Here is an 18,492-nt window from a genome sequence, read left to right as displayed (position 1 = left end):
CGGGCGTTACTCGCCCTTGTCACCGACGCGACGTTTCAGCTCGATCCACTTCGACAACTCGCGCAGGTCGCGCTTCGGCGCGGTCTGCTTGCGCGGCAGTAGTCCGCTCTCGTACGGGTTGTAGCCCAGGCGCAGCCCTTTGGCGTTGTTCTGGATCGGCGTGTTGCCGGTGGTTTCTTCTTCCACCATCGACAGGCCAGGATGGTCGAGGGCCTTGCGACGCGCGCGCTCGCCGGCTTCTCCGTCCTGGCTCAAACGATCGTCGTTCCATTCGTAGACCGCATTGCCTCGATCGTCGAAGGCGATGCGCCCCGGTTGTTTCGCCGGCTCGACCACCCGGGGGCGCAGGCGATAACCCATCTTTTTCAAATCGTCATTCAACTCCCGATCTCCTGGTTCGTTTCATCGCCTCTGGCGGGGCCGCCGGAGCTGTCGAGACTTCCCCTGTCTCGTTAGATAGCGTCGCTATTGAATTGCTTCGCGGCGATGCGAGCAAGTTGCAAAAGTGTGATGTACGTGCAGGATGCGCAACACCAACTGTCATGCACGTCGACAGTGGCGCGAAGCGATAAAAATACCGACAGAGATAACGGCAAAAGCGTCGGCTAACGCGCCGGGCTTTGCACATAAGCCGCCGCTCTGAGCAGCGCGGCCAGCGACTTGCCATCGCGCAGCTCGCCCGACTGCGCCATCTGCATCACCTGCTCGAACGGCAACCAGTGTGTCTCCAGCACTTCGCTGGCTTCCAGCTGGCTGGCGACTTCGCTCAGCTCCCTGGCCAGAAACAGATACACCACCTCCGTTAGAAATCCCGGTGATGGCAAGAACTCGCCGAGACTGCGCCACTCGCGCGCCGTGCGACCGGCTTCTTCCGCCAGCTCGCGTTGCGCGGTCTGCAGGGGTGGTTCGTTGTGATCGATCTTCCCAGCCGGCAGCTCCCAGATGTAGCCACCGGCGGCATGACGAAACTGGCGCACCAGGCAGACCCGATTGGCTGCATCGAGCGCAAGGATGGCGGCGCCGCCGGGATGATGGATGATCTCCAGCGTGGCCAGATGATCGTTGGGCAGCCGCACCTGCTCGACGTTCACCTCGATGACGCGCCCGGTGTACACGTGGGTCACTTTTTCGATGCTCATGGCGACCTGCTTCAACCGGGAGGAGAGTCGAGTTCTTCGGTGGGCGCGGCTTCGTCGTCTTCGCGGCTGTCCTCGGTCGCTTCTTCGGCGGATTGTTTGGACATTTTCGACGGCGTGGTGGCGGTGCCGATGCGGTACGCCGCGAAACCTGGCAGCACCACCTGGTTCAACGCCATACCGAGCACCCGACCGCTGGTCGGCGCGTAGATTCGATGCTGCTGATTCGAAATAGGGTCGGTGACCACGCCGAGCAACTCGCCTTCGGTGACCCGCTCGCCGAGCGCCACATCGGAGAACAGGATGCCGCCGTGATCGACGCGCACCCACTTGGACGCGTAGTACACCGGTTCGGGATCGCCCCAATAACGGCGCTGCTTGGTCATGCCGAGCGAATAGAGCAATGTTTCCACCGCCTTGGCGCCATGCTCGACCTGCTCGGATTGCACGCGCATCGGTTCGCCCATTTCGAACGTCACCGCGGGGATGCCCGCGTCGGTGGCCGCCCGGCGCAGCGAGCCGCGCTCGCCGACGCTGTGCAGGACCACCGTCGCGCCGAACGCCTTGGTCATCCTCGAAACTTGTGGCAAGCGCAGATCGGCGCGGACTTGTGGCAGGTTGGTGCGATTCAACGAGCCGGTGTGCAGATCGATGAGCGCCGAGCAATGCTTCACCACTTCGGTGAAGAAGGAGTGCGCCATGCGCGTGGCGGCGCTGCCTCGCGGGTTGCCGGGAAAATAACGATTCAGATCGCGCCGATCCGGCAGGTAACGAGCGCCGCGATAAAAGCCCTGGATGTTGACGATGGGCACGCCGATGACAGCGCCATTGAGCTCCTCGACATCCAGATCGTCCAGCACGCGGCGTGTGACTTCGATGCCGTTGAGCTCATCGCCATGCACGGCCGCCGTCAGGCACAGCACCGGGCCCTGGCCTTTGCCATTGAGCACGAATACCGGCACCGGCGACACGAAACCTTCCATGGCGGCGCCGCTGGTCCAGATCAATTTCTTGCGCGTGCCCGGGGGCACGTCACTGCCCAGCAGCCGCAGCCGGCCCTTCGGCTTGAGAGTCTCCGAGACTGCCGTCGTCGCGGGCGCGGGCGTCGGTGCTGTAGTCGGGGGCTCCTCGGCAGCGTTGACGAGCGTCCCGACAACGCAGCTCAGGACGACGAACGAGTGGCGCAGACCTCGTTTCATGGTCGAGCCACCTTGACGAACTTCAGCGTGAAGCGATCGCTCTCGCCGATTTGTTTGTAACGCGGCTCGTCGCCGCCGGCGAAGTTCGGCGGCAGCGCCCACACGCCTTGCTCGTAGTTCTTCGTGTCCTTCGGATTGGCATTGATCTCGGAGCGGCCGACCAGCCGAAAGCCGGCGGCTTCGATCATGCTGATCGCATAGTCCTCGCGGACATATCCCGAAGCGGCCTTGGGGTCCTGTGGGATCGCCGGATCGCCGCGATGCGCGACCACGCCGAGCACGCCGCCGTCCTTGAGCGCCGCATGCATCGCCGCCAGCGCATCCTTCTCCCAGCCGAACATCATCCAGTTGTGCAAGTTGCGAAACGTGAGCACCAGATCGGCGGAGCCGGGCGGGGCGATTTCACTTCTGGCCGGCGGCGCGGCCAGTGTGGTGGTGATGACTTTGCCGTACAAATCCGGCCGCAGCTGCAGTTTGCCGCGATAGGTCTCGACCGTGTTCTTCGCATATTCACCGGCGGCCGGATCCAGCAGGGCCGCGTACAACTGGCCGTGGTCCCGGAGCAGGGGCGCAAGAATCTCCGTGTACCAGCCCGCGCCGGGCCACACTTCCACCACCGTCATGTCCTGACGGATGCCGAAAAACTGCAATGTCTCTTTGGGATGTCGGAAAGGATCGCGCGCCCGATGCTCACGAACGCGGTGTTGGCCGGCGAGGATGGCGTCCAGCGAGGTGGAGGTTGCCGGATCGATCGTGGGCGCGCTCGCGCAGCCCGTCAGCAAAACCGCCGCCAGAACGAACCAGCTGAACAACGGGGCGGCCCACGGCAATTTCATTCCTTCTCCTCGCAACCTCTTGGAGCCGCGAAGATAGTGGAATCGGCGCGTGCAAATCAAAACCGGCCCATGCGCCGCGCCCTGCGAGAAGCGCGGCGCACGTACTGGTTTGCGATCGGCGCCAGTTCAGCAGCGGCAGCGGGCGTGCGCCAGCCTGCCGCCACCGATCACCAGCGGCCGTTCTGCCGCGGCGGGCGGGCTTCGCGCTCGCGTGCTTCGTTGACACGCAGCGGGCGACCGCCCATGTCGAAACCATTCATGTGCTGAATGGCGGTCTGAGCATCGCCGGAGGGCATCTCCACGAAGCCGAAGCCGCGCGGGCGCCCGGTTTCGCGGTCGTTAATGAGCTTGACCGATTGCACCGTGCCGTGTTTCTCGAACAGGGAGCGGACGTCCGTTTCAGTGGCGCTGAACGGCAGATTGCCAACGTAGATCGTCGTCATCGAAGGGTCACTCTTGAGGCCAGACAAAAGTTGCAGCCAAACGATCGCCTCCGCGAAGCCTCGAGAGCTCCCGGATGAGATGTCGATCGCTGTGTCTTGGTCGCTGACAATCAACCATGGGAATGGGCGTGGCGTGGACGTGCTGTCTGAAGCGCGTGTGTCCGAGGTCGCTCTTGTAGGTTGAAATGCGTATTCAGCTGACCGCGATCGATACTACGTCAGGCTTTTGGCGACTGCAATGACCGTACTTGACAAGGCGTTTTTTTGGATTTTTTTGCAGCTGCGAACTGGGGCGCGGCGAGAAGAGCTAAACGGTTAGGGCGCCTCGGGACGGCAAGCGAGCCCGAGGCGTCCGGACAAAAAAGCAGCCTGCTCTCAATCTCCTTCGAGATACGTGTAGCCGTTGAGCTCCCATTCGTAGAAGCGACGCAACGCCTGGCTCTCGGCCAGGGTCATGCGGCCTTCGCGCACGGCGCGCTCGCAATCGCGGGCGAACTGAGGAAACAAACGATCCACGTCGTATTGCATGTAACTCAGCACCTTGCCGGCGGTGTCGCCCTTGACGATCTCCTCGATCCACCAGCCGCCTTCGTCGTGCAGCCGGATGTGCACCACGTGCGTGTCGCCGAACAGATTATGCAAATCCCCCAAGGTTTCCTGGTAGGCGCCGACCAGGAACGCCGCCAGGTAATACTCGTTGTCGGGCTTGAGCTCGTGCAGCTCGAGCGTGCGCTTGACTTCGCGCTGACTGACGAAGCGATCGATCTTGCCGTCCGAATCGCAGGTGATATCGGCCAGCACGCCGTTGCGCGTGGGTTTTTCGTCCAGCCGGTGGATGGGCATGATGGGAAACAGCTGGCCGATGGCCCAGCTGTCGGGCAGCGACTGGAACACCGAAAAGTTACAAAAATAAGTATCGGACAGAATCAGCTCCAGCCCTTCCAGCTCTTCGGGCACGCGATCCAGCTTGCGGCAGAAATCGCGGATCTTGGCGCAGGTGGCCCAATACAAACGTTCCGTCAGGCCGCGAAACTCCAGGCTCAGCAGGCCGAGATTGAACATCTGCAGCGCCTGCTCGCGCGCTTGCAGGGCATCGTGATAGCACTCCACCAGCCGGCGCGCTGAAATCGTGCGATAGGCTTCGAACAGGTCGAGCACCGGCTGCGGCAGTTCCTCCGTGTTGCCGCTGTACTCATCTTCGATGCGGTCCGAGATGCGGAACTTGTCCAGGCACGAGGAGCCGAGCGCGTTGAACACCAGCACGCTGTGATGAGCGGCGGTGGCGCGGCCCGACTCGCTCACGATCACCGGATGATCGATGCCGCGCGCGTTGCACACGCTGCCGATGCGATACACCACGTCGCTGGCGTATTCGTTCATCGTGTAATTCATCGAAGATTCGAAATTGGTGCCGCTGCCGTCGTAGTCGACGCCGAGGCCGCCGCCCACGTCGATGTATTTCAGCCCGGCGCCCATCAGCTTGAGCTCGGCATAGACGTGCGCCAGCTCGTTGATCGCATCTTTGACGCGCCGGATGTCCTGCAGCTGGCTGCCCGGATGACAGTGCACCAGCTCCAGGCAATCGAGCATGTCGTGACTCTTGAGCACTTTGACCAGCTCGAGGATCTCGGTGACGAACAGCCCGAACTTGGACTTTTCGCCCGCCGAATCGCGCCAGCGGCCGGCGCCTTCGCTGGCCAGCTTGACGCGCACGCCGATGCGCGGCCGCACCTGGTACTTCTGCGAGTGCTTCAGCACCAGCTGCAGCTCTTCGAAATTCTCGATCACCGGAATGATGGTGCGGCCGAGCTTGGTGGCGAGAATCACCGCTTCGATATAGCTGTCGTCCTTGAAGCCGTTGCACACGATCATGCGCCCCGGGGAATCCTCGGTCAGCGCCATCACCGCCAGCAGCTCGGGTTTGGAGCCGGCTTCCAGGCCGAAGCCGAATTCCTTGCCGTAGCGATACACCTCTTCGACCACCAGCCGTTGCTGATTCACCTTGATCGGGAACACGGCGGTGTAGCGGTTCTTGTAGTCGTTCTCGGCGATGGCCTGCGCGAACGCCTTCTGCAGCCGGACCAGCCGATGTCGCAGGATGTCGGAGAAGCGCACTACCACCGGCGTGGTCAAATCGCGCGCACGCAGCCCTTCGACCACTTCATACAAGTCGATCTCGCGATCCGGCGTGCCGTCCGGCCGCACCACCACGTGGCCCGCCGCGTTGATGCTGAAGTAGTGCTTGCCCCAGTGCGGCACCTGATACAGATCGAGCGAGTCCTCGGTGTCCCAGGAGCCGTTGATCACGTTTGGCGCTACGGGTTTCTTTGCTGTGGGGTCCAAGTGCGCGGGCCTATGTGGCGAGTGTGGCGAGGGGCCGGTGGAAGTGGGCGCGAAAGATACTGCAAAGAGATTGCTGCAAAAAGTAGATAAGACGGCGCGCGAATTAATCCGTAGTTGCAACGCTTCGCGACGGATTTCTGATCCATTCGCTCCACGAGCCGGCGTACAAGCGCGCACCGGGTTTACCGGCGACTTCCATCGCGAGCAGCAGATGGCACGCAGTCACGCCGGAGCCGCACATCACGATGGTGTGGTCGTCGGCGACGCCGTCCTGCGACCGTTCGTAGCCGCGTCGTAGTTCTTCTGGCGCGCTGAAGCGCGCGTCGCTGGTGAGATTGGTCGAGAACGGATGATTGCGAGCGCCTGGCACGTGGCCAGCGACGGTGTCGAGCGGCTCGACCTTGCCGGCGAAGCGCTCTGGCGCGCGTGCATCGAGCAGTCGCCAGTCGGGTTGTTGCACGCGCTCCTGGACTTCCTCGGTGGTCAGCCACAGGTCGCGATTGGGCCGCGCCTGAAATCTGCTCGGCGTCCGTGCAGGAATTTCAGTGTCAGTGGGCAAACCGGCCGCCGTCCACGCTTTAAAGCCGCCATCCAGCACGGCCACCGCGCGATGTCCGACCCAGCGCAACAGCCACCACAAGCGCGAGGCATACATGCCGTTGTCGGCGTCGTAGGCGATCACTTGCGTATCGGCGGTGACGCCCCACGCGCTCAGCGTGGCGGCAAAACGTTCAGGATCCGGCAGCGGATGCCGCCCGCTCTGAGGCGTGATCGGGCTCGATAGATCTCGATCCAGATGCGCATAGATGGCGCCTGGAATGTGCCCGGCGCGATAGGCCGCCTCGCCGGCCGCCGGCTGCGCCAGATCGAAGCGGCAGTCGACGATCAACCAGCGTGCATCCTGCAGATGATCTGCGAGCGTAGCGGTCGAAACGAGTGTGGTGTGCATGATCGGTTCGAGACTCGAGTGCGCGCGAGCGTGGCGGATGCCCGCATTCTGAGCCTGTGGCGCAGCGGCGTCACGTCGCTCGTCGGAGAGTTCTGGCCCCGTCGCCCGGCTTGGTTACAATCCGGGCCCGACTTTTCGGGCATGCTGGGGCGACGACATGGCATTGGAACTGTGGTGGGGGAGCGGCAGCCCTTATTCCTGGCGCGCGCTGCTCGCGCTCGAGTACAAGCGCCTGTCCTACGTGTCGCACCTGGTGCAGTTCGCGAAGCAGGAACACCGCTCGCCGCAGATGTTGCAGATGAATCCGCGCGGCCGCGTGCCCGTGCTCAAGGACGGCGACTATGTGGTGTTCGAGTCGCTCGCCATCCTGCGTTATCTGGACCGCAAGTATCCCGAGATCCCGATCTTCGGCACGAGCGCCGAGGAAGAGGGCACGATCACGCGTGTGATTTGCGAGTATCAGTCGTACGCCGAGGACCACCTCGCCAAGCTGATCTACGCGATTCTGTTCCAGGGCATCGAAGGCCACATGGAAGAGATCGAGCGTGCGCTCAACTTCGTGATCGCCGAGGCGCGCACCATCGAGAATCGGCTCGCGTCGTCGTCGTGGCTGGTGGGCGAGGCATTCTCCGCTGCGGACATCGTCATATTCCCGGGCATCAAGCAGCTGCTGCGCGTGCTGGAGCGGCGCGAGGCGGAAGATCTGCGTGCGCGCCTGCTGCCGCTGGACGCGAATTTTCCCGCCATCGCCGCGTGGATCGGGCGCATCGAGGCGCTGCCGGGCTATGACAAAACGTACCCGCCGCACTGGAAAGAAAAAGAATAATCGCGGCCAAAAATAAAATCGCCGCGGCTCCTTGAAACGCCGTCGATACAGGGCACTTATCGGCGTCGGTTTCCATTACGGTCGACGCCACGGCAAAAGTCAGTAAACTTCGCCGCCGTCGTCCCAGCGAATCTTCGCCACCGAGGTCCGACGTTCATTTAAACGTCTCTTTTTGAGTGAGTGCCATGTCCCAATATCCCGTGCATTTCAACTTCCCCGGCCGCCTGGTGATGGTCGGCTTCGGCAGTATCGGTCAGGGAGCGTTGCCACTCATCTTGCGTCACATCGCGCTCCCCGCGGAGCGCATCACGATCGTGACGGCGGACGAGGCGGGCGCCAGGGAAGCGGCCGAGTACGGGATCAAGTTCATCGTTCATCCGCTCACGCAGGAGAACTATCGCCAGGTGCTCGAGCCCATGCTCGGCCGCGGCGATTTCCTGCTGAATCTGTCGGTGGACGTTTCCAGCCTCGCGCTGATCAAGCTCGCGCACGAGAAAGGCGCGTTGTATCTGGACACCTGCATCGAGCCGTGGCCTGGCGGTTACACCGATCCGAATGTGCCGCCGTCGCTGCGTTCGAACTACGCGCTGCGCGAAGAGGCATTGAAGGTACGCGATGCGCAGAAGGGCGGGCCGACGGCTGTGATCACTCACGGCGCAAACCCGGGCCTCGTCTCGCACTTCGTGAAGCAGGCGCTGCTCAACATCGCGGTCCACACGGCTGTCGATGCCGGCGATCCGACGTCGCGCGAAGAGTGGGCGGCGCTCGCGGCCAAGCTCGGCGTGAAGGTGATCCACATTGCCGAGCGCGACACGCAGGTGGCCAACACGCCGAAGAAGCTCAACGAGTTCGTCAACACCTGGTCGGTGGACGGCTTCGTCAGCGAAGGCATGCAGCCGTCCGAGCTCGGCTGGGGCACGCACGAGAAAGAGCTGCCGCCGCAGGGCCGTCGTCACGAGTTCGGGCGCCAGAGCGCGATCTATCTGATGCAGCCGGGCGCGGCCACGCGCGTGCGCACGTGGACGCCCAAGGCGGGCCACTTCCATGGCTTCCTGATCACGCACGGCGAGTCGATTTCGATCTCTGACTTCCTCACGCATCGTGAAGGCGACAAGGTCCTGTACCGCCCGACGGTGCACTACGCCTATCACCCCTGCGACGACGCAGTGATGTCGGTGCACGAGTTCGCCGGCCGCAACTGGCGGCTGCAGGATCACAAGCGCATTCTCAACGAAGAGATTCTCTCGGGCGGCATCGACGAGCTCGGTGTGCTGCTCGCGGGTCACCAGAAGAACGCGTACTGGTACGGCTCGCAGCTGTCGATCGACGAAGCGCGTAAACTCGTGCCGCATAACACGGCCACCAGTCTGCAGGTCTGTGTCGCGGTGCTGTCGGGCATGATCTGGGCGATGGAGAACCCGAACCGCGGCGTGGTCGAGCCGGACGAAATGGACTTCCGTCGCAACCTGGAAATCTGCATGCCGTATCTCGGCCCGGTGGTGGGCGAGTACAGCGACTGGACGCCGCTGTTCGATCGCAATCGGCTGTTTCAGGAAGCGCTCGACACAACCGATCCCTGGCAGTTCAAGAACGTCCTTGTCTAACTCGGAATCGGGCATCCTGCCACGACCCTCGTGGCGAGACGGCAAAAGGCGCGACTTTTGCCGCTCGCCCGCCGCTGTGCGCGGCGGGGTACATCCTTGTACCCGGGGCGGTACTCGATACGGAACATCATGACGATCAGGGTCTCCTTCGAGCTTGGCGACGCCGATCTGCAGCACCTCGCGGAAGTCGCGCAGGTGCGGCAGTCGGCGGCGCGTTCCCAACCTGTCGAGCGCATCGTTGCCGCTGCGCGCGAGGTCTATCTCAAATGCGTGCAGGCGCATCTCGCCGACTTCGTGAAGGAGCGTTACTCGCGCCTCGGCACGATGCTGGAAATGGTGGACGACGCGGAATGGCGGCTCAGCCAGGAGGACTCCCAGCGGCTGGTGAACGCGCTGGCGTGTTTCACCGAGCCTGCCGCCGATGCATCCTCGGCGCTCGATCAAGCCATCATGATCGAGCTGGTGAGTCGAGATCTACATCACGATCTGGAGGCGTATCGCGACTTCTGCAAATTCCGCGAAGCGCAGATCGCCAAACGTCACTCGCCGCCGGGCACGGCTCGCGAAGAATGGTTGAGCCAACGACGCGAGACGTTGCAAAAGCGCATGCACACGCGGCGCAAGCGCGACCTGGATGCGGCGGCCGGGCCGGTGCGCCGGCTGTTCTCGCTGTTCGGTCTGTAGTCCGGAAACCTGTGGTGGACTGAGGACCCTTTTCTCATCACTCGCCTGATGGCTCGTAGCGCACGGCGGTGATGACATAAGTCCTGGCGCCGCCAGGAACTTCCACGCGCACCTCATCGTCCAAACGCTTGCCCAGCAGGGTGCGGCCGAGCGGTGCGTCCATGCTGATATATCCCTTGGCAGCGTCGATTTCGTCCGGGCCTACGATGCGGTATTCGCTCTCGACGCCGTTGTCGTCTTCGAGCGTCACCCAGGCCCCGAAAAATACTCGCGATGAATCCGACGGCGGCTGGCTGACGATCACCATGCCATCGAGGCGCTGACGTAAAAAGCGCACGCGGCGATCGATTTCACGCAGTTGACGCTTGCCGTAGATGTATTCGGCATTCTCGGAGCGGTCGCCTTGCGCGGCCGCCTCTTGCACCGCCTGGGTTACCTGCGGGCGCAACACGCGCCACAGATGGTCCAGTTCGTCCTTGAGTCGCTGGGCGCCGACAGGAGTAATGAACTTTGAACCGCGTTGTCTGGATGGGTGATGAGGCGGGCGGTAACGGGACATGTGAGCTCGTTTGCCAAGCTTTCGTAAGGCCGTGGCTGATAACGTCAAATGGCGGAAATTCTGTGGAATCCTTCACGGTAGCCGAACGGGGCGCTATTTAATCTGCCGTCCCATGAGCATCAAGTACTACACGCACTTTCTACTGCAGGAACGGGCTCCCAAGGGCATGAGCGAGTTCCGCGGCGTCGTTGAAGTGAACCGCACCTTGCTGCGTGGCGACCTCAAGGAAGCCGCCTCGGTGCTGGCCAAGAACTTCGAATGCGACACCAAGGATATCAAGGTTCTGCAGTGGTCCCGATTGCACTGACGCTTGCTTGAGCATGTTTCGAATCCCCTAGCGGGCTTTACTTCCCTTCAGAAAGTCCGCTTCTCTGCCCCGAGCCACAAGCTCGGGGTTTTTTTTGCCCGATGGGCCGACATTCCTGGTCTCATCTGCCGGGAGAACACATCTGCCTCCCGAAGGCCGAGGCGTCGGTTTGCTTCGGGTATGCTAGCGGACGCCATGCCGATCTTCTCCGAGCACACCTATCGTTCACGCGATGGCTTGAAGCTTTACTACCGCGACTATCCTGGCGACGCGAACAAGACCCCGGTGCTCTGCATGCATGGGCTCACGAGGAACTGCCGCGACTTCGAAGCGCTGGCTCTGCGAATCATGCCGGGAAGGAGAGTGATCACGCCGGACTTCCGAGGACGGGGGAAATCGCAGTACGACTCGATGTGGATGAACTATCACCCGATGACTTACGTGGACGACATGTGGTCCTTGCTGGCGGAGATTGGAGCAGATCGCGTGATCGCAATCGGCACCTCGCTGGGCGGGATCGTGGCGATGCTGATGGCCGCCGTGCGTGCGCAGACGTTCGCGGGAGTCGTGCTCAACGATGTGGGGGCGGAGATCGATCCGGTCGGCGCCGCGAGAATCAGAGGCTACGCGGGAAGATTCCCGCCGCCGAGAAGTTGGGATGAGGCGATCGAGCAGATGAAAATGGTGTTCGCCGCTGCGCTGCCCGATTTCACAGACCGGCAGTGGCGTGAATTCGTAAAGCTCAGTTACAGCGAAGACCGCACCGGATCCCCGAAACTCGACGCCGACCCGAGAATAGGTGAGGCCATGCGCGCTGTCGTGCCGCCGCCGGGAGCCATGCAGGGAATGTGGCTGGCGTTCAACGCGCTGCGTAACACGCCGACGCTGGCGATTCGCGGCGCGCTGTCCGATGTACTGTCGAAGGAAGTCTTCGATCGCATGCTGCGCGAGCATCCGAACCTGCGCGGTGTGACGATCGACAACCGAGGTCACGTGCCGCAGCTCGACGAACCGCAGAGTCGTGCGGCGCTGGAGCGATTCCTCGCGGAGCTGCCATGAGTTTCAAAGATCATTTTTCCGGTCACGCCGACGCGTACGCACGTTATCGTCCCGATTATCCGAACGAGCTGTTCGAGTACCTCGCGACGCTCACGCCGAATCGGGAGGTCGCGCTCGACCTCGCCACCGGCAGCGGCCAGGCCGCCGTCGGCCTGGCGAAACATTTCTCGCTGGTGGTCGCGAGCGACGGCAGCGTCTCGCAACTGCAGAGCGCGGCGGAGCATCCGAACGTTGCATACATCGCCAACCTCGCCGAGCAGCCAGCGTTGCACGACCATACTGTCGACCTCGTCGTCGCCGCACAGGCTGCGCATTGGTTCGACCACGCACGCTTCTATCCCGAAATGAAACGTGTGTTGAAACCCGATGGCGCCTTGGCCCTGTGGACCTACGGCCTGGCCTATGTGGACCCGCAGATTGACCCCATCGTGAAGCACTTCTACAGCGACATCGTCGGCAGCTACTGGCCGCCCGAGCGACGCTGGGTCGAGAGCGCGTATCGGGATCTGCCGTTTCCGATGCAGGAGATCAACGCGCCGCAGTTCGAGCTGCATCTGGAATGGGACCTGGACAGTCTCATCGGCTATCTCGGCACCTGGTCGGCCGTGCAGCGCTACAAGCGCGCGACAGGGCAGGACCCGCTGCCTGCCCTGCGGGCAGAGATGGCGCCGTGCTGGGGCTCACCGGTGGCGCCGAGAGAAGTGACCTGGCCGCTTCACCTGCGCGTGGGCAGGGCGCACTGACGCGAGTACGGCACGCCCGTTCGCATGCGCAGGGTTAAGTAGGACCTCCAGAATCCGCTGGCGGTTTATGATCGCAGCATGAACACCAAACCGTTGCTTGCCGCATTCAGCTGCGCCCTGCTCCTCAGCGCTTGTTCGACATCACCGCAAGACGCTTCGCAAGCCGCCGCGCCTGCCGCTGCGACGATGCGCTCCGGTGTGTATTTATCTAACCTGGATAGAGCCGTCCGACCGCAGGATGATTTTTATCGGTTCGTGAACGGCCAGTGGCTGGCCAGCACCACCATTCCTGCCGATCGTTCCAATTACGGCGCGTTCTCGCTGTTGGAAGACGGCGCCGAGCAGGATCTGAAAGCCATTCTAGAAGAAGCGGCCGCAGCCGACGCGCCTGCGGGCTCGGACACGCAGAAGGTTGGCGACTTATATGCAAGCTTTCTGGATGAAGCCACCGTCGAGGCGCGCGGCCTGACGCCGCTCGCGGGCGAGCTGAAACGCATCGACGAGCTCAACAGCAAGCAGGATGTCGCTCGTTACATCGGCTACATCCAGCGCATCTCCGTCCGGCATCCGTTCGCGTACTACGTTTCGATCGATCGCAAGAATTCCAGCCAGTACACCGGCGTCATCGCGCAAAGCGGTCTGGGCATGCCGGATCGCGACTATTACCTGTCCGAGGATGCGCGCCTGAAGGGCATCCGCGAAAAGTACCAGGTCTACGTCAAGGACCTGCTCGCTGCCGCCGACACGCCCAAGGCCGAGCAGGTCGCGGCGAAAATCTTCGCGATCGAGACGCAACTGGCCAAGTCACATTGGACTCGCGTGCAGAATCGGGACGCTCAGAAAACATACAACCGCTACCAGCTCGCCGAGTTGCCCAAGCTCATGCCGGGCTTCGACTGGAATGCGTTCTTCGCTGGCGCGCAGATCCCCGTCGACAAGACGCAGGCGCTGGTGGTGGTGCAGCCCAGCTACTTCGAGACGCTCGGCAAAGTCATCGCTACCACCAAGGTCGAGGATTGGCGTGGCTATTTCCGCTACAAACTGCTGAGCGCCTACGCCCCCGATCTGCCCGAGAAGTTCGCGCAGCTGCATTTCGACTTCACTCAGCGCACCGTCTCTGGCATCGAAGAGCAGAAGCCACGCTGGAAGCGCGCGGTCGATACCGTCGACGGCGCGGTCGGCGATCTGGTCGGCAAGATCTACGTCGAGCGTCACTTCAGCCCGGACGCCAAGCGACGCATGGATGAGATGGTTGGCAACCTGCTGGACGCGTATCGCCGGGGCATCGATCAGCTCGAATGGATGACGCCGGCCACCAAACAAAAGGCGCATGCCAAGCTCGAGCGCTTCACCACCAAGATCGGCTATCCCTCGCAATGGCGCGACTGGTCCAGGCTCGAGATTCGCCGCGACGACCTGGTCGGCAACGAGATGCGCGCCGCGACGGTGGTGTTCGAACGCAATCTGGCCAAGCTCGGCGGGCCCATCGATCGCACCGAGTGGTTCATGACGCCGCAGACGGTGAACGCTTACTACAATCCGCCGAGCAACGAGATCGTGTTCCCTGCGGCGATTCTGCAGCCGCCGTTCTTCAACGTGGCCGCGGACGACGCCATCAACTACGGTGCGATCGGTGCGGTCATCGGTCACGAAATCAGTCACGGCTTCGACGATCAGGGACGGCGTTACGACGGCGCGGGCAATCTCAACGACTGGTGGGCGCCGGAAGACAATGCCGAGTTCACGCGTCGCGCCAAGCAGCTCGGCGAGCAATACAGCGCGTTGAGCCCGATCCCGGGGCTGTTCGTGAATGGCGATCTCACCATGGGCGAGAACATCGCCGATGTCGCCGGCCTGGCCATGGCCTATCGCGCCTGGCAATTGTCGCTGAACGGCAAGCCGGCGCCGGTGATCGATGGTTTCACCGGCGAGCAACGCTTCTTCATCGGCTGGGCCCAGGGTTGGGCGCGCAAGTATCGCGAAGATGAATTGCGGCGCCGGCTGCTGACGGATCCGCACAGTCCGAGCGAGTACCGGACCAACGCCGTGGTGTCCAACCTGCCGGAATTCCACGCGGCTTTCGACGTGAAGCCGGGCGACAAGATGTACAAAGCGCCCGAGGACCGCGTCCGCATCTGGTGACCCGCCGACGCACAATTGCAGGGCACACGCCGGTGGATGGCAGCCATTCACCGGCGGTGACTTGAAACCGTCCGCCGATTTCCCCAATTTAACAGTCGCTGTCGGCGGAACTCTCACCCATTTCGGGCGGTTTCGCTGACGAGTCGGGCACCGCCAGGCGGCGCCCGGTCATGGCCACGATTACACGATCGTTCTGAATAGAAGGGCTCCGTCATGCATTTCCTGCGCGTTGGTGTGCTGGTCCTGCTCGGCATGCTGTTGACTGGCTGCGGTTACAACCGGCTGCAACAGCAGGACGAACAGGTGACTGCGGCTTGGTCGGAGGTGCTGAACCAATACCAGCGCCGCGCCGATCTGGTGCCGAATCTGGTGAACACCGTCAAAGGCGCGGTGCAGGCCGAGAAGGACATTCTCGACAGTGTGGTGGAAGCGCGGGCCCGGGCCACTTCGATTCAAGCCACGCCGGAGCTGATCAACAACCCGCAGGCTTTCCAGCAATGGCAGGCCGCGCAGGGCGAGTTGAGCCAGGCGCTGTCGCGCTTGATGGTGGTGGTGGAGCGCTATCCGGAGTTGAAGTCGATTTCTGGCTTCGACGATCTGCGCGCCCAGCTGGAAGGCACCGAAAACCGCATCGCGGTGGCGCGCAAACGTTACATCGAGGCGGTGCAGACCTATAACGTCACGGTCCGCTCGTTCCCGACCAATCTCACCGCGAAAGTGTTCGGTCACGACACCAAACAGAATTTCTCGGTGGAAAACGAGCGCGAGATCGCGCGGCCGCCGGAGGTGGACTTCGGCCGCATGGAATCGGGGCCGCAGCAGCAATCGACGCCGCCTCAAGTCGAGAAGGCGGGCTGAGCCCGCCTTCAACGGCAGAGCCAGCCTCACCTAAATGATCGCTCTCGTGAATTCCGGTCGCGGTCGCATGCTGGCGCCGCAGGCCGTCCTGCTGCCCTGGCTGCTGCTGGTGGCTCTGCTGATCGCAGTGGCGGCACGCGCGCAGGATGCGCCTGTTCCCGTGCCGCCGCTGACTTCGCCAGTCACCGATCTCACGCAGACGCTCAGTCCGCAGGAAAAGGCGGCGCTGGAAAGCCGGCTGCGCGAATTCGAAGCGCAGAAGGGCAGCCAGATCGCTGTGCTGATCGTCCCGACCACGCAACCGGAAACGATCGAGGAATATTCCATTCGCGTCGCCGACGCCTGGAAGATCGGCCGGGCGGCGCCTGACGACGGCTTGATTCTGCTGGTCGCGAAGAACGATCGCGCGGTGCGCATCGAGGTGGGCACGGGCCTGGAAGGCGCGGTGCCGGATGTGATCGCCAATCGCATCATCTCTCAGGTCATCGTGCCGCACTTCCGCGAAGGCGATTTCGGGGGCGGCATCAACGCTGCGCTCACCCGCATCATGGCTTTGATCGAAGGCGAGCCGCTCCCCGAGGCCGAGCGGCGCTCGACGCGGCCCCAAGGTGTGGGCAGCATCGGCAACGCATTGCCGTTGCTGCTGATGTTTGTTTTCGTCGGCAGCGGAATATTGCGCGCCATGTTTGGCCGGGTCCTCGGCGCGGGCGCGACGGCGGGCATCGCTGGTGTTCTGATGTGGATCGTCACCAGTCTGGTCGGGGTTGCGATCGGCGCGGGCGTGCTCGCGTTCCTGTTCGCGTTGCTGAGCGGCTTCGGCGGCGGTGGCGGCTGGACCAATCGGCGCGGCGGCTGGGGCGGTGGCGGCTGGGGCGGCGGATTTGGCGGTGGCTTCGGTGGCGGCGGCGGTTGGAGCGGCGGTGGTGGCGGCTTCAGCGGTGGTGGCGCTTCCGGTCGTTGGTGAACAAACAATGAACTTCGGCCGACTCACCCGACATCTGTTCATGCCTCAGCGAAACCTGCGTCGCGCGTTCGACGAGGCCGCGCTGGCTGCGATAGCGAAGGCAATTACCGACACCGAGAAGACGCACGGCGGCGAGATCCGCATCGCCCTGGAGGCGAGCCTCGATCCGGCCGAGCTGTTCAGAGACGTGACGCCACGGCAGCGAGCGCTGCAGGCCTTTGCGCAACTCGGCGTGTGGGACACCGAACTAAACAACGGCGTGCTGATCTATGTGCTGTGGGCCGATCACGATGTCGAGATCGTCGCCGATCGTGGTCTCAACGGCCGGGTGAGCAGTCAGGAATGGACCGAGGTGTGTCAGCGCATGGAGCAGCTGTTCAGGCAGGGCCAGGCGGCCGAAGCGCTGATCAGCGGCATCCAGGCGACCGGGGCGCTGATTGCGCGCCATTTTCCTGAGGGCGACCGCAACGAGTTGCCCGATCGTCCCGTGATTCTGTGATGTCTGCGGATGCCGACGCCTGAGCGACGCAACCGCGGCTGGCAACGTTTCGAAATGGAAAACCGTGGGCCAATAAGGTAATAAGTACCCCCATGAATCTGTCGATCCGTCCCGTGCTTGGCCGCGTCGTTTTGCTGGCCGCGGCCCTGGTGGCCGCCGGTTGTCAAGTCACCCGGCAGGCCGAGCCTACCGAGCCGCCTCCGCCCGCACCGCCGCCGATTCAGGCCCCGCTGGCGATGCATAAATTCCGCTTCGATCCCGAGCACGACGAAGTGGTGGGCGAGATTCAGATCACGCACGTGCAGGGCGAGGACACGCTCCCCGACATCGCACGGCGCTTCAACATCGGTTACGAAGAGATCCTCCGCGCCAATCCCGGTGTGGATCCGTGGCTGCCGGGCGTGGGCCGCGAGATCGTGATTCCCACTCAGTTCGTGTTGCCCAAAGGGCCGCGTGAAGGCCTGGTGGTAAATCTTGCACAGCTGCGCGTGTTTTATTTCCCGAAAAAGCCCAAGCTGAAGAAGGGCGAGGTGGACGACGGGCTGCGCACCGTCATCACCCATCCCATCGGCATCGGCAAGGTGGGCTGGCAGACGCCCGTAGGCTCCACCAAAGTCGTCAGTAAACAAAAGAACCCGACCTGGACGCCGCCGTTGTCGGTGCGCAAGGAGCACAAGGAAGCGGGCGATCCGCTGCCGGCTCGCGTGCCGCCGGGGCCGGACAATCCGCTGGGTGCGTACAAGATGGTGCTCGGCTGGCCGAGCTACCTGATCCATGGCACCAACAAGCCGTATGGCGTGGGCATGCGCTCCAGCCATGGCTGCATTCGTTTCTATCCTGAAGACATTGCGGATCTGTACGACCAGATTCCGGTCGGCACCAAGGTGACCGTGGTCAATCAGCCGTTCGTGTTCGGCTGGCGCAACGACGCGATGTATGTGCAGGCGTTCCCGGTGCTGGAGGACGACGAGCGCGAGCATCCCAACAGCGCCGAAGCGCTGCTCACCACCGCAGTGAGCGAGGAGCTGTCGCAGAAGCTGCAGGAGCACGGCGCCACTGTCGACCTCGAGCTGCTCAACCAGATCGTCGCCCAGCCGCGTGGCATCGCCATGCCGGTGTCGCGCCAGAATGTGACCATCGATGGCTACCTCGCCAAGGCCCGACACGTCGAGAATCGCGTGCCGGAGGGTGCGACCTGGAATTACACCGAGGAAGGCCTGTTCCTCGCCGAAGAATTCGAAGCGGTGCGCAACGGCCTGCCGTTGCCCAAGAAGACGCCGCCCAAAGGCAAAAAAACTGCCGCCAAGCCTGCTGGCGCCGCCAGCGGCTCCTGAATCCTCC

General features: G+C 63.0%; 19 protein-coding genes. 11 read left to right on the top strand and 8 right to left on the bottom strand.

All coding sequences use genetic code 11. From position 1 onward, the window contains the following. Positions 1-6 precede the first annotated feature (6 nt). The 7 genes from JM946_RS22750 to JM946_RS22720 all read right to left on the bottom strand — a co-directional run bounded on the left by JM946_RS22750 (position 7) and on the right by JM946_RS22720 (position 6,906). Positions 7-381 carry a hypothetical protein gene (locus JM946_RS22750; RefSeq protein ID WP_203169669.1) on the bottom strand — a complete coding sequence of 125 codons (375 nt, stop codon included), beginning with the start codon at positions 379-381 and terminating at the stop codon, positions 7-9. A gap of 224 nt (positions 382-605) precedes the next feature. Further along, entirely contained in the window at positions 606-1,139 is a 534-nt protein-coding gene (locus JM946_RS22745; protein ID WP_203169668.1) for an NUDIX domain-containing protein, read from the bottom strand. Positions 1,140-1,150: 11 nt separating this feature from the next. Beyond that, entirely contained in the window at positions 1,151-2,335 is a 1,185-nt protein-coding gene (locus JM946_RS22740; RefSeq protein WP_203169667.1) for a succinylglutamate desuccinylase/aspartoacylase family protein, read from the bottom strand. Beyond that, complete coding sequence (locus JM946_RS22735) at positions 2,332-3,171, bottom strand: class I SAM-dependent methyltransferase (protein ID WP_203169666.1); 840 nt, start codon at positions 3,169-3,171, stop codon at positions 2,332-2,334. The genes JM946_RS22740 and JM946_RS22735 overlap by 4 nt, the downstream gene beginning before the upstream one ends. A 167-nt stretch (positions 3,172-3,338) precedes the next feature. Next, the gene (locus JM946_RS22730; RefSeq protein ID WP_116810818.1) at positions 3,339-3,614 is read right to left on the bottom strand and encodes an RNA recognition motif domain-containing protein; all 276 of its coding nucleotides are present in this window, start codon (positions 3,612-3,614) and stop codon (positions 3,339-3,341) included. Positions 3,615-3,989: 375 nt separating this feature from the next. Continuing rightward, the gene (speA, locus tag JM946_RS22725) at positions 3,990-5,957 is read right to left on the bottom strand and encodes a biosynthetic arginine decarboxylase (RefSeq protein WP_203169665.1); all 1,968 of its coding nucleotides are present in this window, start codon (positions 5,955-5,957) and stop codon (positions 3,990-3,992) included. Between the two features lie 103 nt (positions 5,958-6,060). Beyond that, positions 6,061-6,906 carry a sulfurtransferase gene (locus JM946_RS22720; RefSeq protein WP_203169664.1) on the bottom strand — a complete coding sequence of 282 codons (846 nt, stop codon included), beginning with the start codon at positions 6,904-6,906 and terminating at the stop codon, positions 6,061-6,063. 157 nt (positions 6,907-7,063) lie between these two features. On the opposite strand from JM946_RS22720, the gene JM946_RS22715 reads away from it, so the two are divergent. The 3 genes from JM946_RS22715 to JM946_RS22705 all read left to right on the top strand — a co-directional run bounded on the left by JM946_RS22715 (position 7,064) and on the right by JM946_RS22705 (position 10,020). Next, the gene (locus JM946_RS22715) at positions 7,064-7,732 is read left to right on the top strand and encodes a glutathione S-transferase family protein (RefSeq protein WP_203169663.1); all 669 of its coding nucleotides are present in this window, start codon (positions 7,064-7,066) and stop codon (positions 7,730-7,732) included. Positions 7,733-7,917: 185 nt separating this feature from the next. Continuing rightward, positions 7,918-9,336 carry a homospermidine synthase gene (locus tag JM946_RS22710; RefSeq protein ID WP_203169662.1) on the top strand — a complete coding sequence of 473 codons (1,419 nt, stop codon included), beginning with the start codon at positions 7,918-7,920 and terminating at the stop codon, positions 9,334-9,336. 129 nt (positions 9,337-9,465) lie between these two features. Next, positions 9,466-10,020, top strand: coding sequence for a hypothetical protein (locus tag JM946_RS22705; protein ID WP_203169661.1), 555 nt, complete (start codon positions 9,466-9,468; stop codon positions 10,018-10,020). A 37-nt stretch (positions 10,021-10,057) separates the two neighbouring features. Here the strand turns inward: JM946_RS22705 and greB are convergent, their stop codons facing one another. Then, on the bottom strand, positions 10,058-10,579 hold the full coding sequence (greB, locus tag JM946_RS22700) for a transcription elongation factor GreB (protein ID WP_203169660.1): 522 nt from the start codon (positions 10,577-10,579) through the stop codon (positions 10,058-10,060). Between the two features lie 112 nt (positions 10,580-10,691). Between greB and JM946_RS22695 the strand changes: the two genes are divergently transcribed. The 8 genes from JM946_RS22695 to JM946_RS22660 all read left to right on the top strand — a co-directional run bounded on the left by JM946_RS22695 (position 10,692) and on the right by JM946_RS22660 (position 18,485). Beyond that, positions 10,692-10,886 carry a hypothetical protein gene (locus JM946_RS22695; protein WP_116810813.1) on the top strand — a complete coding sequence of 65 codons (195 nt, stop codon included), beginning with the start codon at positions 10,692-10,694 and terminating at the stop codon, positions 10,884-10,886. Positions 10,887-11,081: 195 nt separating this feature from the next. Next, a complete protein-coding gene (locus JM946_RS22690; protein ID WP_203169659.1) occupies positions 11,082-11,945 on the top strand; it encodes an alpha/beta fold hydrolase in 864 nt (287 codons plus the stop codon). After that, complete coding sequence (locus JM946_RS22685) at positions 11,942-12,688, top strand: class I SAM-dependent methyltransferase (RefSeq protein ID WP_203169658.1); 747 nt, start codon at positions 11,942-11,944, stop codon at positions 12,686-12,688. The genes JM946_RS22690 and JM946_RS22685 overlap by 4 nt, the downstream gene beginning before the upstream one ends. Before the next feature lie 78 nt (positions 12,689-12,766). Continuing rightward, the gene (locus tag JM946_RS22680; protein WP_203169657.1) at positions 12,767-14,830 is read left to right on the top strand and encodes a M13 family metallopeptidase; all 2,064 of its coding nucleotides are present in this window, start codon (positions 12,767-12,769) and stop codon (positions 14,828-14,830) included. A gap of 213 nt (positions 14,831-15,043) precedes the next feature. Then, a complete protein-coding gene (locus JM946_RS22675) occupies positions 15,044-15,688 on the top strand; it encodes a LemA family protein (protein ID WP_203169656.1) in 645 nt (214 codons plus the stop codon). A gap of 67 nt (positions 15,689-15,755) precedes the next feature. Next, positions 15,756-16,652: a TPM domain-containing protein gene (locus tag JM946_RS22670; protein ID WP_203169866.1), complete on the top strand. Its 897-nt coding sequence runs from the start codon at positions 15,756-15,758 to the stop codon at positions 16,650-16,652. A 7-nt stretch (positions 16,653-16,659) separates the two neighbouring features. Then, positions 16,660-17,151, top strand: coding sequence for a TPM domain-containing protein (locus JM946_RS22665; protein WP_203169655.1), 492 nt, complete (start codon positions 16,660-16,662; stop codon positions 17,149-17,151). A gap of 92 nt (positions 17,152-17,243) precedes the next feature. Next, positions 17,244-18,485, top strand: coding sequence for a L,D-transpeptidase family protein (locus tag JM946_RS22660; protein WP_203169654.1), 1,242 nt, complete (start codon positions 17,244-17,246; stop codon positions 18,483-18,485). The last annotated feature ends 7 nt before the right edge of the window (positions 18,486-18,492 follow it).

Origin of the sequence: Steroidobacter gossypii, from assembly GCF_016801985.1 — a bacterium.
Classification (GTDB): domain Bacteria; phylum Pseudomonadota; class Gammaproteobacteria; order Steroidobacterales; family Steroidobacteraceae; genus Steroidobacter; species Steroidobacter gossypii.
This window is presented reverse-complemented; position numbering and strand designations above follow the sequence as displayed.

Bases quoted from the DNA above. Each gene is read 5' to 3' on its own strand.
- JM946_RS22745 (WP_203169668.1), bottom strand. From the start codon at position 1,139: ATGAGCATCGAAAAAGTGACCCACGTGTACACCGGGCGCGTCATCGAG.
- JM946_RS22740 (WP_203169667.1), bottom strand. From the start codon at position 2,335: ATGAAACGAGGTCTGCGCCACTCGTTCGTCGTCCTGAGCTGCGTTGTC.
- JM946_RS22735 (WP_203169666.1), bottom strand. From the start codon at position 3,171: ATGAAATTGCCGTGGGCCGCCCCGTTGTTCAGCTGGTTCGTTCTGGCG.
- JM946_RS22730 (WP_116810818.1), bottom strand. From the start codon at position 3,614: ATGACGACGATCTACGTTGGCAATCTGCCGTTCAGCGCCACTGAAACG.
- JM946_RS22720 (WP_203169664.1), bottom strand. From the start codon at position 6,906: ATGCACACCACACTCGTTTCGACCGCTACGCTCGCAGATCATCTGCAG.
- JM946_RS22715 (WP_203169663.1), top strand. From the start codon at position 7,064: ATGGCATTGGAACTGTGGTGGGGGAGCGGCAGCCCTTATTCCTGGCGC.
- JM946_RS22710 (WP_203169662.1), top strand. From the start codon at position 7,918: ATGTCCCAATATCCCGTGCATTTCAACTTCCCCGGCCGCCTGGTGATG.
- JM946_RS22705 (WP_203169661.1), top strand. From the start codon at position 9,466: ATGACGATCAGGGTCTCCTTCGAGCTTGGCGACGCCGATCTGCAGCAC.
- greB (WP_203169660.1), bottom strand. From the start codon at position 10,579: ATGTCCCGTTACCGCCCGCCTCATCACCCATCCAGACAACGCGGTTCA.
- JM946_RS22695 (WP_116810813.1), top strand. From the start codon at position 10,692: ATGAGCATCAAGTACTACACGCACTTTCTACTGCAGGAACGGGCTCCC.
- JM946_RS22690 (WP_203169659.1), top strand. From the start codon at position 11,082: ATGCCGATCTTCTCCGAGCACACCTATCGTTCACGCGATGGCTTGAAG.
- JM946_RS22685 (WP_203169658.1), top strand. From the start codon at position 11,942: ATGAGTTTCAAAGATCATTTTTCCGGTCACGCCGACGCGTACGCACGT.
- JM946_RS22680 (WP_203169657.1), top strand. From the start codon at position 12,767: ATGAACACCAAACCGTTGCTTGCCGCATTCAGCTGCGCCCTGCTCCTC.
- JM946_RS22675 (WP_203169656.1), top strand. From the start codon at position 15,044: ATGCATTTCCTGCGCGTTGGTGTGCTGGTCCTGCTCGGCATGCTGTTG.
- JM946_RS22670 (WP_203169866.1), top strand. From the start codon at position 15,756: ATGCTGGCGCCGCAGGCCGTCCTGCTGCCCTGGCTGCTGCTGGTGGCT.
- JM946_RS22665 (WP_203169655.1), top strand. From the start codon at position 16,660: ATGAACTTCGGCCGACTCACCCGACATCTGTTCATGCCTCAGCGAAAC.
- JM946_RS22660 (WP_203169654.1), top strand. From the start codon at position 17,244: ATGAATCTGTCGATCCGTCCCGTGCTTGGCCGCGTCGTTTTGCTGGCC.